12 protein-coding genes are annotated in these 13851 nt (G+C 56.7%); all 12 read right to left on the reverse strand.

Features of this window, described 5'->3' with window-relative positions; all coding sequences use genetic code 11:
• The 12 genes from nuoM to nuoA all read right to left on the reverse strand — a co-directional run bounded on the left by nuoM (window position 1) and on the right by nuoA (window position 13477).
• Window positions 1–1530 (reverse strand): NADH-quinone oxidoreductase subunit M, encoded by a 1530-nt coding sequence (gene nuoM / locus V1587_RS17875; protein WP_008500214.1) that lies wholly within the window; start codon window positions 1528–1530, stop codon window positions 1–3.
• A gap of 76 nt (window positions 1531–1606) precedes the next feature.
• Window positions 1607–3448, reverse strand: a complete 1842-nt coding sequence (nuoL, locus tag V1587_RS17880) for an NADH-quinone oxidoreductase subunit L (RefSeq protein WP_023325763.1) — start codon at window positions 3446–3448, stop codon at window positions 1607–1609.
• Window positions 3445–3747, reverse strand: a complete 303-nt coding sequence (nuoK, locus tag V1587_RS17885; protein ID WP_003861496.1) for an NADH-quinone oxidoreductase subunit NuoK — start codon at window positions 3745–3747, stop codon at window positions 3445–3447. Before nuoK ends, nuoL begins: the two co-directional genes overlap by 4 nt.
• The gene (gene nuoJ / locus V1587_RS17890) at window positions 3744–4298 is read right to left on the reverse strand and encodes an NADH-quinone oxidoreductase subunit J (protein ID WP_008500212.1); all 555 of its coding nucleotides are present in this window, start codon (window positions 4296–4298) and stop codon (window positions 3744–3746) included. Before nuoJ ends, nuoK begins: the two co-directional genes overlap by 4 nt.
• A gap of 10 nt (window positions 4299–4308) precedes the next feature.
• Entirely contained in the window at window positions 4309–4851 is a 543-nt protein-coding gene (gene nuoI, locus V1587_RS17895; protein ID WP_003861491.1) for an NADH-quinone oxidoreductase subunit NuoI, read from the reverse strand.
• A 13-nt stretch (window positions 4852–4864) separates the two neighbouring features.
• Window positions 4865–5842, reverse strand: a complete 978-nt coding sequence (nuoH, locus tag V1587_RS17900) for an NADH-quinone oxidoreductase subunit NuoH (protein ID WP_008500211.1) — start codon at window positions 5840–5842, stop codon at window positions 4865–4867.
• On the reverse strand, window positions 5839–8562 hold the full coding sequence (gene nuoG / locus V1587_RS17905) for an NADH-quinone oxidoreductase subunit NuoG (RefSeq protein WP_371897334.1): 2724 nt from the start codon (window positions 8560–8562) through the stop codon (window positions 5839–5841). The genes nuoH and nuoG overlap by 4 nt, the downstream gene beginning before the upstream one ends.
• 55 nt (window positions 8563–8617) lie before the next feature.
• Window positions 8618–9955, reverse strand: a complete 1338-nt coding sequence (gene nuoF, locus V1587_RS17910; RefSeq protein WP_023312536.1) for an NADH-quinone oxidoreductase subunit NuoF — start codon at window positions 9953–9955, stop codon at window positions 8618–8620.
• Window positions 9952–10452, reverse strand: a complete 501-nt coding sequence (gene nuoE / locus V1587_RS17915; RefSeq protein WP_006176513.1) for an NADH-quinone oxidoreductase subunit NuoE — start codon at window positions 10450–10452, stop codon at window positions 9952–9954. Before nuoE ends, nuoF begins: the two co-directional genes overlap by 4 nt.
• Window positions 10453–10454: 2 nt before the next feature.
• Window positions 10455–12257, reverse strand: a complete 1803-nt coding sequence (gene nuoC, locus V1587_RS17920; protein WP_023312537.1) for an NADH-quinone oxidoreductase subunit C/D — start codon at window positions 12255–12257, stop codon at window positions 10455–10457.
• Between the two features lie 89 nt (window positions 12258–12346).
• Window positions 12347–13021 (reverse strand): NADH-quinone oxidoreductase subunit NuoB, encoded by a 675-nt coding sequence (gene nuoB, locus V1587_RS17925; protein ID WP_003861482.1) that lies wholly within the window; start codon window positions 13019–13021, stop codon window positions 12347–12349.
• A gap of 15 nt (window positions 13022–13036) precedes the next feature.
• Window positions 13037–13477, reverse strand: coding sequence for an NADH-quinone oxidoreductase subunit NuoA (gene nuoA, locus V1587_RS17930; RefSeq protein WP_006176516.1), 441 nt, complete (start codon window positions 13475–13477; stop codon window positions 13037–13039).
• Window positions 13478–13851 lie beyond the last annotated feature (374 nt).

A 13851-nucleotide genomic window follows, 5' to 3' on the forward strand; every position in this document is an offset into this window, starting at 1 on the left:
TTACGGCCTTGTAGTAGAAACAGAATTAACAAACCACTGCTGGATATTGCCCATCGCGCTGTGCGAGGTATCCAGAATCGGCTGCGGGAAGAAGCCCAGCAGCACCAGCAGTACGACCAGCAGCAGGATGATGAACAGCTCACGCAGCGACATCCCCGGCAGTTCTTGTGCAGCAATTTCGCTCTTCGCTTTACCGAAGTAAGCGCGGTGCAGCATCGCCAGCGAGTACACGGAAGCGAACACCAGACCAAAGGTGGAGATCACGGTGATCACCGGTACAACTTTGAAGCTGCCGAACAGAATCATAAATTCGCCGACGAAGTTACCGGTGCCCGGCATCCCCAGAGTCGCCACCGCGAAGAACATGGAGAGCGCTGGCAGCCACTTAATTTTGCTCCACAGGCCGCCCATCATACGCATGTCGCGGGTATGCAGACGTTCATACAGCTGGCCGCACAGGATGAAGAGACCGGCTGCGGACAGACCGTGCGCAATCATCTGGATCACCGCCCCCTGGTACGCCAGCTGGCTGCCGGTGTAGATGGCAATCAGCACGAAGCCCATGTGGGAAACGGAGGTATAAGCAATCAGACGCTTGATGTCGTACTGGGTGAAGGCCATCCAGGCACCGTAGAAGATACCGATGACACCCAGCCACATGGCAATCGGTGCGAACTCTGCGGAGGCGTTCGGGAACAGCGGCAGGGCGAAACGCAGCAGACCGTAAGCCGCCGTTTTCAGCAAGATTCCCGCCAGGTCAACGGAACCCGCCGTTGGTGCCTGAGAGTGCGCGTCTGGCAGCCAGCCGTGCAGCGGAACCACCGGCATTTTCACCGCGAAGGCGATGAAGAAGCCCAGCATCAGCAGGTATTCCACGCCGTGAGACATTGGGGTCTTCAGCAGGTCTTCGTAGTTGAAGGTCCAGGTGCCGGTCGCGTTGTGGTGAACAAACACCAGCGCCAGAATGGCAATCAACATCACCAGACCACTCGCCTGGGTATAGATGAAGAACTTGGTTGCCGCCGTGATACGCGTTTTACCGTCGGACGCCTTGTGGCCCCACAGCGCGATCAGGAAGTACATCGGCACCAGCATCATCTCCCAGAAGAAGAAGAACAGGAACATGTCGATGGCAAGGAACACGCCGATCACGCCGCCCAGGATCCACATCAGGTTCAGGTGGAAGAAGCCCTGGTATTTTTCGATTTCACGCCAGGAGCAGAGTACCGCCAGAACGCCGAGCAGACCGGTCAGCACCACCATCAGCAGTGAGAGACCGTCAATCGCCAGGTGGATCGTAATGCCGAAACGTGGGATCCACGGCAGGATGAACTCAGACTGCCACTGCGGAATGCCCGCAGACTGTGTCAGTGAGTAACCGCCCTGCAACCACAGTTGCAGGCCAAGCGCGAGCGTCAATCCCATGGTGATCAGCGCGATCCAGCGCGGCATCTTCACGCCAAAGCGTTCAGTCTGCCAGCACAGGAAGCCGCCGATGAAGGGAATTAATATTAGCCAGGGTAGTAACATGGCGATTTACATTCCTTTTTAAGGCCCCCAGCAGGGGCCTGATTTTCAACGAATTCGAATAAAATTCACTTAACGATCAACGCAACACCATCAGCAGCGCCAGCACGACAACCGCACCGATGCTCATGGACGCCACATACCAGCGCAGGTAACCGTTCTCGCTGTACAGCAGGCCTTTGCCTGCAAAGCGGGAAAGGATCGCCGGGATATTCATCAGGCTGTTCAGCGGGTCGCGCTTCAGCAGCCACGCGATGCCCAGGAACGGCTTAACGAAGATCATGTCGTACAGCCAGTCGAAGCCCCACGCGTTGTACCACCAGGTGCCCAGCAGGCGGCCCGGCGCACTGTTGGCCACGGCAGTGACCAGCGTACGTTTGCCCAGCCACAGCCATGCTGCGATCAGGATGCCCGCGATAGCGACCACACCGGAGGTGATTTCAAGCGTCAGAACGCGACCGTGCTCAAGCTCGGTGGTGTCTGGCAGTACGCCCTGCAGCGGAGGCACAATCATCGCGCCAACGAAGGTGGACAGTACCAGCAGCACAATCAGCGGCAGGTGATGGGTAATCCCCTTCCCTGCGTGAGCGTGAATTTGTTCTTTACCGTGGAATACGATGAAAATCATACGGAAGGTATACAGGGAGGTCATGAACGCACCGACCAGACCCGCAACCATCAGATTGATATGACCATTCGCCATGGCACCCGCAAGGATTTCGTCCTTACTGAAGAAGCCCGCGGTGATCAGCGGCAGTGCCGCCAGCGCCGCGCCGCCCACCAGGAAGCAGACATAGACCAGCGGGATGGACTTACGCAGTCCGCCCATTTTGAAGATGTTCTGCTCGTGATGGCAGGCCAGAATCACGGAACCAGACGAGAGGAACAGCAGCGCTTTAAAGAACGCGTGCGTCATCAGGTGGAAAATGGCCGCGTCCCACGCCTGAACGCCCAGCGCGAGGAACATGTAACCAATCTGGCTCATGGTTGAGTACGCGAGAACGCGTTTGATGTCGGTCTGCACCAGCGCGGCAAAGCCTGCCAGCACCAGCGTAACCGCACCGACGATACCCACCAGATGCAGAATTTCCGGGGTCATCAGGAACAGGCCATGGGTACGCGCAATCAGGTAGACACCGGCGGTGACCATGGTCGCAGCGTGGATCAGCGCGGAGACAGGGGTTGGACCCGCCATCGCGTCTGCCAGCCATGTCTGCAATGGCAGCTGTGCGGATTTACCCACGGCACCACCCAGCAGCATCAGCGTTGCCCACCACAGCATGTTGTTGCCTGCGGCGAAGTGCGCCGGCGCCAGTTCCACCATTTCGCGGAAGTTCAGCGTGCCCAGTTCGTTGTAAAGAATGAACAGCGCGAAAGCGAGGAAGACGTCACCCACGCGGGTCACGACGAACGCTTTCATGGCCGCTGCGCCATTCTTCGGATCGGTATAGTAGAAACCGATCAGCAGGTAAGAACACAGACCCACGCCTTCCCAGCCCAGATACATCAGCAGCAGGTTATCGGCCAGGACCAGAACCACCATGCTGGCGATAAACAGGTTGGTGTAGGCGAAGAAGCGGGAGTAACCCTCTTCACCGCGCATATACCAGGAGGCGAACATGTGGATCAGGAAGCCGACGCCGGTAACCACGGAGAGCATGGTCAGGGACAGACCATCCAGCACCAGGTTGAAACCGATGTTGAAATCACCGACCGACATCCAGGTCCACAGCGGCACGCTGAAAGGCTGACGCCCGTTGTTAAAGAAGTCGATACCCGCATACGCTGTCACCAGCGCGGCCAGGCCAACAGAGCCCATGCCGACGGTTGCAGACAGATTCTCAGACCAGCGGCCACGAGAAAACGCCAGCAGCACGAAGCCAATCAGCGGAAAAATAATGGTTAAGGCAAGCATGTTCATCCACGCAACTCACTTACTGAATCGATGTTCAGATTCTGGCGGCGACGATGGAGCTGCAGCAACAGCGCCAGGCCAATACTCGCTTCAGCAGCCGCGAGGCTGATGGCGAGAATGTACATCACCTGACCATCGGTCTGGCCCCAGTAGCTTCCGGCGACCACGAAGGCCAGCGCGGAGGCGTTAATCATGATTTCCAGCCCGATCAGCATAAACAGCAGATTGCGGCGGATAACCAGACCGGTCAGACCCAGAACGAATAAAATCGCAGCGAGGATCAGTCCATGTGTTAAGGGGATCATGCGCGCTCCTCCGTTTTTCTTTTCGCGCGGTCGTCAGTGCGGTTGCTCAGCACCTCGCCAGCACGCTCTTCGCGGCCAACGTGGAAAGCCACAACCAGACCTGCCAGCAGCAGCATTGAGGCCAGTTCCACTGCCAGAACGTATGGGCCAAAGAGCGTGATACCCACCTCTTTCGCGCCAATCGGCGTGCCGTCGATGCCCTGATCGTTAACGCCCAGAATGGCGTAAACGATCACCACCAGCATGATGGCCGACAAAATTGCCGGGCCGATCCACACCTGCGGTTTTAACCACTGACGTTCCTGCTCAATTTCAGAGCCGCCCAGGTTCAGCATCATCACCACGAACACGAAGAGCACCATAATGGCCCCGGCGTAGACGATGATTTCCAGCGCACCGGCGAAGTGCGCGCCCAGTGCGAAGAACACCCCGGAAATGGCCAGCAGCGAGATGATTAAGTACAGCAGCGCATGCACCGGGTTGGTGTGCGTGATCACTCGCAGCGTAGCCAGGATGGCGATAAGGCCACAGATATAAAAAGCGAATTCCATTGCCCTCTCCTTACGGTAACAGGCTCTTGACGTCGATAGGCTTAGCTTCGTTCTCTGCTTCGCCCTTATCTTTGCCGTCGATTGCCATACCCGCCATCCGGTAGAAGTTATATTCCGGGTATTTGCCCGGACCGGAAATCAGCAGATCCTCTTTCTCGTACACCAGGTCCTGACGCTTGTACTCACCCAGCTCGAAGTCTGGAGTCAGCTGAATCGCCGTGGTTGGGCACGCTTCTTCACACAGACCGCAGAAGATGCAGCGTGAGAAGTTGATGCGGAAGAACTCAGGGTACCAGCGGCCGTCTACCGTCTCGGCTTTCTGCAGAGAGATACAGCCTACCGGACACGCTACCGCACACAGGTTACAGGCAACGCAGCGCTCGGAACCGTCCGGGTCGCGCGTCAACACGATACGGCCACGGTAGCGCGGCGGCAGATATACCGGCTCTTCCGGGTACATCCGGGTTTCGCGTTTGGCAAACGCGTGCAGGCCGATCATCCAGATACTGCGAACCTGGGTACCGAAGCCTACCAGTAATTCTTTTAAGGTCATGGTCTATAGCCCCTTATGGCTGCTGCCAGAGAATGACAGCGGCCGTTACCAACAAGTTGACGAGCGTCAGCGGCAGGCACACTTTCCAGCCGAAGGACATTACCTGGTCATAACGCGGACGCGGTAACGCTGCGCGAATCAAAATGAACATCATCATGAAGAACGCGGTTTTCAGCGCGAACCAGATGAACGGCGGTAAGAACGGGCCATGCCAGCCACCGAAGAACAGCGTTACCATCAACGCGGAAATGGTGACGATACCGATGTACTCGCCCACGAAGAACAGACCGAATTTCATACCGGAATATTCGATGTGGTAACCGTCGGCCAGTTCCTGTTCGGCTTCTGGCTGGTCAAACGGATGACGGTGACACACTGCCACGCCCGCGATGGCAAAGGTAATAAACCCAAAGAACTGCGGAATAACGTTCCAGATGTCGGCCTGGTTGTTGACGATGTCGGTCATGTTGAATGAACCGGCCTGCGCCACCACGCCCATCAGGGAGAGACCCAGGAACACTTCGTAGCTCAGGGTCTGCGCGGAAGCACGCATCGCACCCAGCAGCGAGTATTTGTTGTTACTGGACCAGCCTGCGAACAGGACCGCGTAAACCGCGAGGCCTGCCATCATCAGGAAGAACAGAATGCCGATGTTCAGGTCAGCGACCACCCAGGTCGGGCTGACCGGCACGATAGCAAACGCCAGCAGCAGCGAGGTGAAGGCGATCATCGGTGCCAGAGTAAAGATCACGCGATCCGAGAAGCGCGGGATCCAGTCCTCTTTAAAGAACATCTTGATCATGTCCGCGACCAGCTGGAGTGAACCACCCCAGCCCACGCGGTTCGGTCCGTAACGGTTCTGGAACAGACCGAGCAGACGACGTTCACCAAAGCTCATGAACGCGCCGCAGGTGACCACCACCAGCAGGATAACAATCGCTTTCAGAATGCTCAGCAGGATGTCGATAAGATCCGGCGTTAACCAACTCATGCTTTTGCCTCCTGCAGATTATCAAGACGCGCACCCGCCAGAACCGGCGCGATGCCAGGCATACCCATCGGCAGACCGACCTGCCCTGCTGTCAGACTTTCAGAAATAATCAGCGGCAGGCTGATGGTCTGGCCGTCATAGCTGAAGGCGATGTTCGCACCCGCGTTAACGCCAAGCTTCGCGGCATCTGCCGGGTTAAGCTTGATGTACGGCTGCGGCATACGGGTCTGGAAGACCGGTGAACGCTGGGAGAGCTCGTCGCTACCGAACAGATGGTAGTACGGGGCAATACGCCAGCTACCGTCCTGCGCCTGGAAGCTTGCCGGTACGGTGGTGAAGAAGTCCAGACCGGTTTCGGAAGCTTCAATCAGACGCACGCCCGGATCGCCGTGGCGCAGGGAGCCGCCCACTTCAGCCTGGAACTTGTTCCATGCCTGCGGGGAGTTCCAGCCCGGTGCCCATGCGAACGGGATTTGCGAACGCGGTGCAGACGGCTGGTTGTTCCCTTCCATGGAGAAGGCGAACATGGTGTCTTTATCCTGCGGCTGGCGCGGTTCGTGCACGCTGATATTGGCGCGCATTGCGGTACGGCCGCTGTAACGGTGCGGTTCACGTGCCAGTTTCTGACCGCGAATGCGGAAGCTTGCTTCAGGCGCGGCATCTTTAATGCCTGCCAGCTGAGGCAGTTTTTCCACCACCGCGTCGATAACGTGGTCGAGCTGCGTCCAGTCCACTTCACGGCTCTGCACGGTGCTGTGCAGGGAGTGCAGCCAGCGCCAGCTTTCCAGCATCACGGTGTTGCTGTCGTAGTAAGCCGGGTCATAAACCTGGAAGAAACGCTGCGCGCGGCCTTCGTTGTTGATAACGGTACCGTCGCTTTCTGCGAAGCTTGCCGCAGAGAGCACCAGGTGCGCTTTGTCCATAATCGCGGTGCGCTGATGGTCAATCACCATCACCAGCGGCGCTTTGGAGAGCGCGGCGTCAACGCGAGCGGCAGAGGCGTGGCGATGCAGGTCGTTTTCCAGCACCACCACGGCGTCAGCGGCACCGGATTCCAGTTCGCTTAACGCGGCTTCCAGCGAGCCGCCGCCGATCATGCCCAGGCCAATGCTGTTTACCGCACGGGCAATCATGGTCACACCGACGTCCGCACCGCGGCCTTTCAGGGCTTTGGCCACGTTGGCTGCGGCCTGAATGATCTCTGCGCTACCGGCGTTGGTACCGGAAATAATCAGCGGTTTCTTCGCACCGGCCAGGGCCTGAACAATCACGTCGACCTTGTTTTGCAGGTCGCGATCCAGCTCAACGGCCGGTGAGTTGTTGTCCAGCGCGTGGGCAATGGCAAAACCAAGACGCGCCTGATCTTCAACCGGTGCGCAGTAGGTCCACGCCGCGATATCGTCCAGACGGGTATTGTCGACGTTGGTCACAAACAGAGGATGCTTCGCGCGCTGACCGATGTTCAGGATCGCCGCAATCTGCCAGTCAGCCACTTTCTGCGCCGCCGCCATTTCACGTGCTTTACCCTTCACCGCCTGACGAACCGCCAGAGCCGCGCGTGCGCCGGTCTGGGTCAGGTCTTCACCCAGCACCAGGACCGCATCATAGGATTCGATTTCGCGCAGCGCAGGGGAATGGATACCGCCTTCACGCAGCACTTTCAGTACCAGCTGCAGACGTTCCTGCTCGCCCTGGGCGATGCCGGTATAGAAGTTTTCCGCCCCGACCAGCTCGCGCAGCGCGAAGTTGCTTTCGATGCTGGCGCGCGGGGAGCCGATACCGATAACCTTCTTCGACTGGCGCAGAATATCTGCCGCGCCCTGCATCGCCTGTTCAGCGTTCAGGGTAATGAAGTCGTCGCCACGGCGCTGAACCGGCTGACGCGGACGGTCTTTCAGGTTCACATAGCCATAGCCGAAACGACCGCGGTCGCACAGGAAGTAGTGGTTAACGGTACCGTTGTAGCGGTTTTCGATACGACGAAGTTCGCCGTAACGCTCACCCGGGCTGGTGTTACAGCCGAGGGAACACTGCTGGCAGATGCTTGGCGCAAACTGCATGTCCCATTTACGGTTGTAACGCTCGGAGTGGGTTTTATCCGTGAAGACGCCGGTCGGGCAGATTTCTACCAGGTTACCGGAGAATTCGCTCTCCAGCACGCCGTCTTCCGGACGACCGAAGTAGACGTTGTCATGCGCGCCATACACGCCCAGATCCTGACCGTCTGCATAGTCTTTGTAGTAACGCACGCAGCGATAGCAGGCGATGCAGCGGTTCATTTCGTGAGAGATGAACGGCCCCAGATCCTGGTTACGGTGGGTACGCTTGGTAAAGCGATAGCGACGGAAGCTGTGACCGGTCATCACGGTCATATCCTGAAGGTGGCAGTTACCGCCCTCTTCACAAACCGGACAGTCGTGCGGGTGGTTGGTCATCAACCACTCCACCACGCTTTCGCGGAACTGTTTGGCTTCTTCGTCATCAATCGAAATAAAGGTGCCTTCGGTGGCTGGCGTCATACAGGACATCACCAGGCGACCACGCGTGTCTTCCGCGTTTTGATATTGCTTCACCGCACACTGGCGGCAAGCACCGACGCTGCCCAGCGCCGGATGCCAGCAAAAGTACGGAATATCGAGGCCAAGAGACAGACAAGCTTCCAGCAGGTTGTCCGCCCCGTTGACTTCGTATTCTTTGCCGTCTACATGAATCGTAGCCATTAGCATGCTTCCAGTTGGCTCGGTCGAAACCGAGCGTTAATCAAAATTCTTGTCGTTACCAGCGCGCTTTAAGCAGGTTCGGCTGAATCCCATTAATCGCATGGGTATTGCTGAACGGCTGCTTGATGCCTGCTTCGAACTCGTCGCGGAAATATTTGATCGCGCTCTGCAGAGGTTCGACGGCACCCGGTGCGTGGGCACAGAAGGTTTTACCCGGGCCTAAGAATCGACACAGTTGCTCAAGTGTTTCGATATCGCCAGGCTGGCCTTCGCCACGTTCGATTGCACGCAGAATCTTCACGCTCCACGGCAGACCATCGCGGCACGGTGTACACCAGCCGCAGGACTCACGGGCGAAGAACTCTTCCAGGTTACGCACCAGCGAGACCATGCCGATCTCGTGGTCGACGGCCATCGCCAGCGCCGTACCAAGACGGCTGCCTGCTTTACCAATGCTTTCGAATTCCATTGGCAGATCAAGGTGGGCTTCGGTCAGGAAGTCTGTCCCTGCCCCACCCGGCTGCCAGGCTTTGAATTTCAGGCCATCGCGCATGCCGCCGGCATAATCTTCAAGAATTTCGCGTGCGGTGGTACCGAACGGCAGTTCCCAGACGCCAGGATTTTTAACGCGACCGGAGAAGCCCATCAGCTTGGTACCGGCATCTTTGCTTGAGGAGATGCCCTGATACCACTCCACGCCGTTCGCGAGGATAGCCGGAACGTTACACAGGGTTTCAACGTTGTTTACGCAGGTCGGTTTACCCCATACGCCGGAGCTTGCCGGGAACGGTGGCTTGGAACGCGGGTTCGCGCGGCGACCTTCCAGGGAGTTAATCAGCGCGGTTTCTTCACCGCAGATATAACGCCCTGCCCCGGTGTGCACGAACAGTTCGAAGTCAAACCCGGTGCCCAGGATGTTTTTACCCAGCAGGCCCGCTTCGGTGGCTTCGGCAATCGCGCGACGCAGGTTTTCCGCCGCTTCGATGTACTCACCGCGCAGGAAGATGTAGCCACGGTACGCTTTCAGCGCAAACGCGGAGATTAGCATGCCTTCCACCAGCAGGTGCGGCAGCTGCTCCATCAGCAGGCGGTCTTTGTAGGTGCCCGGCTCCATTTCATCGGCGTTACACAGCAGGTAACGGATGTTCATGGATTCGTCTTTCGGCATCAGGCTCCACTTCAGACCGGTGGAGAAGCCCGCACCGCCGCGCCCTTTCAGGCCGGAGTCTTTCACCGCATTAACGATGTCATCCGGCGCCATACCGCCGAGGGCTTTACGCGCACCGGCATAGCCGTTTTTGCTCTGGTATTCGTCGAGCCATACCGGCTGTTTGTCATCGCGCAGACGCCAGGTCAGCGGATGCGTCTCAGCAGTACGAATTACAGTTTTCATTTGTACTGCTCCAGCAGGTCAGGAATCGCTTCCGGCGTCAGATGGCTGTGAGTGTCCTCATCAATCATCATGGTCGGCCCCTTGTCGCAGTTACCCAGGCAGCAGGTTGGCAGCAGAGTAAAGCGTCCATCGAACGTGGTCTGGCCCGGCTTGATATTGAGCTTCTTCTCAATCGCAGCCTGAATGCCCTGATAACCGGTGATGTGGCAGACAACGCTGTCACAGTAGCGGATCACATGGCGGCCAACCGGCTGACGGAAGATCTGGCTGTAGAACGTGGCTACGCCTTCTACGTCACTTGCCGGAATACCCAGCACTTTCGCGATCTCATAGATCGCCCCATCCGGCACCCAACCACGCTGTTTCTGTACGATTTTCAGCGCTTCAATGGACGCCGCACGCGGGTCTTCGTAGTGGTGCATCTCGTGCTCAATAGCGGCACGTTCTGCTTCACTCAGCTCAAAAGCCTCGGTTTGTGGTTGTTGATTCTCGTGCATAATTAGCGGTCCACATCTGACATAACAAAATCGATACTACCCAGATACACAATCAGGTCGGAGACCAGACTGCCGCGGATGGCGGACGGGATCTGCTGCAGGTGCGCAAAGCTCGGCGTACGCACGCGGGTACGGTAGCTCATGGTGCTGCCGTCACTGGTCAGGTAGTAACTGTTAATACCCTTGGTCGCTTCAATCATCTGGAAGGATTCTTGCGCCGGCATGACCGGACCCCAGGAAACCTGCAGGAAGTGGGTGATCAGGGTTTCGATATGTTGCAGCGTGCGCTCTTTCGGCGGCGGCGTCGTCAGCGGGTGATCCGCCTTGAACGGGCCTTCCGGCATGTTGTTGAGGCACTGCTCAAGGATGCGCAGACTCTGGCGCAGCTCTTCTACTTTTAGCATCACGCGGGTGTAGCAGTCGGAAACACCGCCGCCCACCGGGACTTCAAAGTCGAAGTTCTCATAGCCAGAGTAAGGACGGGCTTTACGCACGTCGAAATCAATACCGGTCGCACGCAGACCTGCACCTGTCGTCCCCCACTCCAGCGCTTCTTTCGCGCCGTAGGCAGCAACGCCCTGGGAACGGCCTTTCAGGATGGTGTTGCGCAGCGCGGCTTTCTCGTAAGACGCCAGACGTTTCGGCATCCAGTCGAGGAATTCACGCAGCAGACGGTCCCAGCCGCGCGGCAGATCGTGTGCCACACCGCCGATACGGAACCAGGCCGGGTGCATACGGAAACCGGTAATGGCTTCTACCAGATCGTAGATTTTCTGACGGTCGGTAAAGGCGAAGAAGACCGGGGTCATCGCGCCGACGTCCTGAATGAACGTGGAGATGTACAGCAGGTGGCTGTTGATACGGAACAGTTCTGACAGCATAACGCGAATCACGTTAACGCGATCCGGCGTAACGATACCCGCCAGTTTCTCAACGGCCAGCACGTATGGCATTTCGTTGACGCAGCCGCCGAGGTACTCGATACGGTCGGTATACGGAATGTAGCTGTGCCAGGACTGACGCTCGCCCATCTTCTCAGCACCACGGTGGTGGTAACCGATGTCAGGCACGCAGTCGACAATCTCTTCGCCATCGAGCTGAAGAATAATACGGAATGCACCGTGCGCAGACGGGTGGTTTGGACCGAGGTTGAGGAACATGAAGTCCTCGTTGTCGGTGCCGCGCTTCATGCCCCAGTCTTCCGGTTTGAAGGTCAGCGCTTCCATCTCCAGATCCTGCTTGGCTTTGGTCAGCTCAAACGGATCGAATTCGGTCGCACGTGCCGGGTAATCTTTACGCAGCGGGTGGCCTGTCCAGGTCTGCGGCATCATGATGCGCGTCAGGTGCGGGTGGCCGTCAAATGTCATGCCGAACATTTCCCAGGTTTCACGCTCGTACCAGTTGGCGTTCGGGAAAAGTTTGGTGATCGTCGGCAGATGCATGTCGTTTTCAGACAATGCCACCTTGAGCATGATATCCGTATTACGGTCTATTGAGATCAGGTGGTAGAAAACGGAAAAATCCGCAGCAGGGAGACCCTGGCGGTGTGTTCTGAGACGTTCGTCCATGCCGTGTAAGTCAAACAGCATGACGTACGGTTTTGGCAATTTCTTGAGGAAATCGACAACTTCCAGCAATTGTTCACGCTTCACCCAAACAACGGGTACCCCGGTGCGGGTAGCCTGAACAGTAAAGGCATCCGGCCCAAAACGGTTGCGCAGTTCGCCAATGACTGGGTCATCCAGATGATCCCGGGTCTGCCAGGCGGCTTCTTGCGCGGTTAAGTCGGTCATATTGTTCACCATTGCAAATGGTCCGTGGTGACTGTTGAGCCTGGCTTCGCGCTATTTGAGTAGTGATATGCGAAGGTGTTCTCCAGGCCTACAGGCGCAAATTAAATTTCGTCAGGCGTACGCAGATTGGTGACGGCAATACGTTCACCACGTTTACGCTCGCGCTCAGACTGCATGTTCGCGCGATACACACCCTGATCGCCAACGACCCACGACAGTGGGCGACGTTCTTTACCGATGGACTCCTGCAGCAGCATCAGCGCCTGCATGTAGGCTTCCGGACGAGGCGGACAACCCGGGATGTACACATCCACTGGGATAAATTTATCTACGCCCTGTACGACGGAATAGATGTCGTACATACCGCCAGAGTTAGCACATGCGCCCATGGAGATAACCCATTTTGGCTCCAGCATCTGGTCATAAAGACGCTGAATAACAGGTGCCATCTTGGTAAAGCAGGTACCGGCTACCACCATCAGGTCAGCCTGACGTGGGGAAGCACGCAGTACCTCTGCCCCAAAACGCGCAACGTCATGCACCGCAGTGAATGACGTCACCATTTCAACGTAGCAGCAAGAAAGGCCAAAGTTGTAAGGCCAGATGGAGTTCTTACGACCCCAGTTGACCATATCGTGCATGGCATGTTCGAGTTTGCCCATGTACACGCTTTTATTGACTTCTTGCTCCAGGGGGTCGGTTACGATCTCCTGTTTTTGTAGGGGGTAACGGTCATTCTCACCGTTAGGATCTATGCGGGTGAGCGTATAATCCATCTTATTGCCTCGCTGTTACTGCTGACGATTAGAGATACTGTTTTCCGGGTTGATGTGTTCACGACGTGAACGCGCAGGCGTCCAGTCAAGCGCGCCAATACGCACCAGATAAACCAGACCGGCCAGTAGCACTAAAATGAAAATTGCGGCCTCGACAAAGCCCACCCAACCACTTTCGCGTATGGACGTTGACCATGCGAAAAGGTAAAGCGCTTCCACGTCGAAGATGACGAAGAACATGGCTACCAGGTAAAACTTGGCAGACAGGCGTAAGCGAGCGGTACCTACTGAATCAATACCTGATTCGAAAGGTGTGTTTTTGTGCCTTGCACGGGCGCGACCGCCCAGGAACCAGCCGCCGACTAACATCAGGCAGCACAGGCCAATGGCTACAATAAGAAAGATTGCGAATGCCCAGTGATGAGCGATGACTTCTGTGGATGTTGACATACTCATTGCTTACTCATCAAAAGTGATACCAACGACACTGCTCTTGCTGGCAGATGGGCATCACATCGATTCATGGGGAGGAACAAATAACCTTACACTAACTGTCAGAAATGAGACGTAGACAGCAAAATGATGGGGTTTTTTACTCCTTTCTATAACCTATTGTCAACTTTAACAAAGGTTTCTTCACATTAAATTACATCGAGCGATTCTCATTAACATTTGGTGCCCTTTAACCCTGGTGGGTGCATGACTTTCCGTCAAATGTATGTTGTTGAATCGTGTCCGTTTCGGAAGTAAAAAAAATAACCCTCCTATTTTGACAGGATTTGCCAACGATTCCTCCCCCCAAATAGGAGTATTTTCTTGATCTGTGACAC

Source organism: Enterobacter sp. ECC-249 (genome assembly GCF_043965265.1).
In the GTDB taxonomy this organism is placed as follows: Bacteria; Pseudomonadota; Gammaproteobacteria; order Enterobacterales; family Enterobacteriaceae; genus Enterobacter; species Enterobacter quasiroggenkampii.

Bases quoted from the DNA above. Each gene is read 5' to 3' on its own strand.
- nuoB (WP_003861482.1), bottom strand. From the start codon at position 13,021: ATGGATTATACGCTCACCCGCATAGATCCTAACGGTGAGAATGACCGT.
- nuoG (WP_371897334.1), bottom strand. From the start codon at position 8,562: ATGGCTACGATTCATGTAGACGGCAAAGAATACGAAGTCAACGGGGCG.
- nuoK (WP_003861496.1), bottom strand. From the start codon at position 3,747: ATGATCCCCTTAACACATGGACTGATCCTCGCTGCGATTTTATTCGTT.
- nuoJ (WP_008500212.1), bottom strand. From the start codon at position 4,298: ATGGAATTCGCTTTTTATATCTGTGGCCTTATCGCCATCCTGGCTACG.
- nuoA (WP_006176516.1), bottom strand. From the start codon at position 13,477: ATGAGTATGTCAACATCCACAGAAGTCATCGCTCATCACTGGGCATTC.
- nuoE (WP_006176513.1), bottom strand. From the start codon at position 10,452: ATGCACGAGAATCAACAACCACAAACCGAGGCTTTTGAGCTGAGTGAA.
- nuoI (WP_003861491.1), bottom strand. From the start codon at position 4,851: ATGACCTTAAAAGAATTACTGGTAGGCTTCGGTACCCAGGTTCGCAGT.
- nuoH (WP_008500211.1), bottom strand. From the start codon at position 5,842: ATGAGTTGGTTAACGCCGGATCTTATCGACATCCTGCTGAGCATTCTG.
- nuoF (WP_023312536.1), bottom strand. From the start codon at position 9,955: ATGAAAACTGTAATTCGTACTGCTGAGACGCATCCGCTGACCTGGCGT.
- nuoM (WP_008500214.1), bottom strand. From the start codon at position 1,530: ATGTTACTACCCTGGCTAATATTAATTCCCTTCATCGGCGGCTTCCTG.
- nuoL (WP_023325763.1), bottom strand. From the start codon at position 3,448: ATGAACATGCTTGCCTTAACCATTATTTTTCCGCTGATTGGCTTCGTG.
- nuoC (WP_023312537.1), bottom strand. From the start codon at position 12,257: ATGGTGAACAATATGACCGACTTAACCGCGCAAGAAGCCGCCTGGCAG.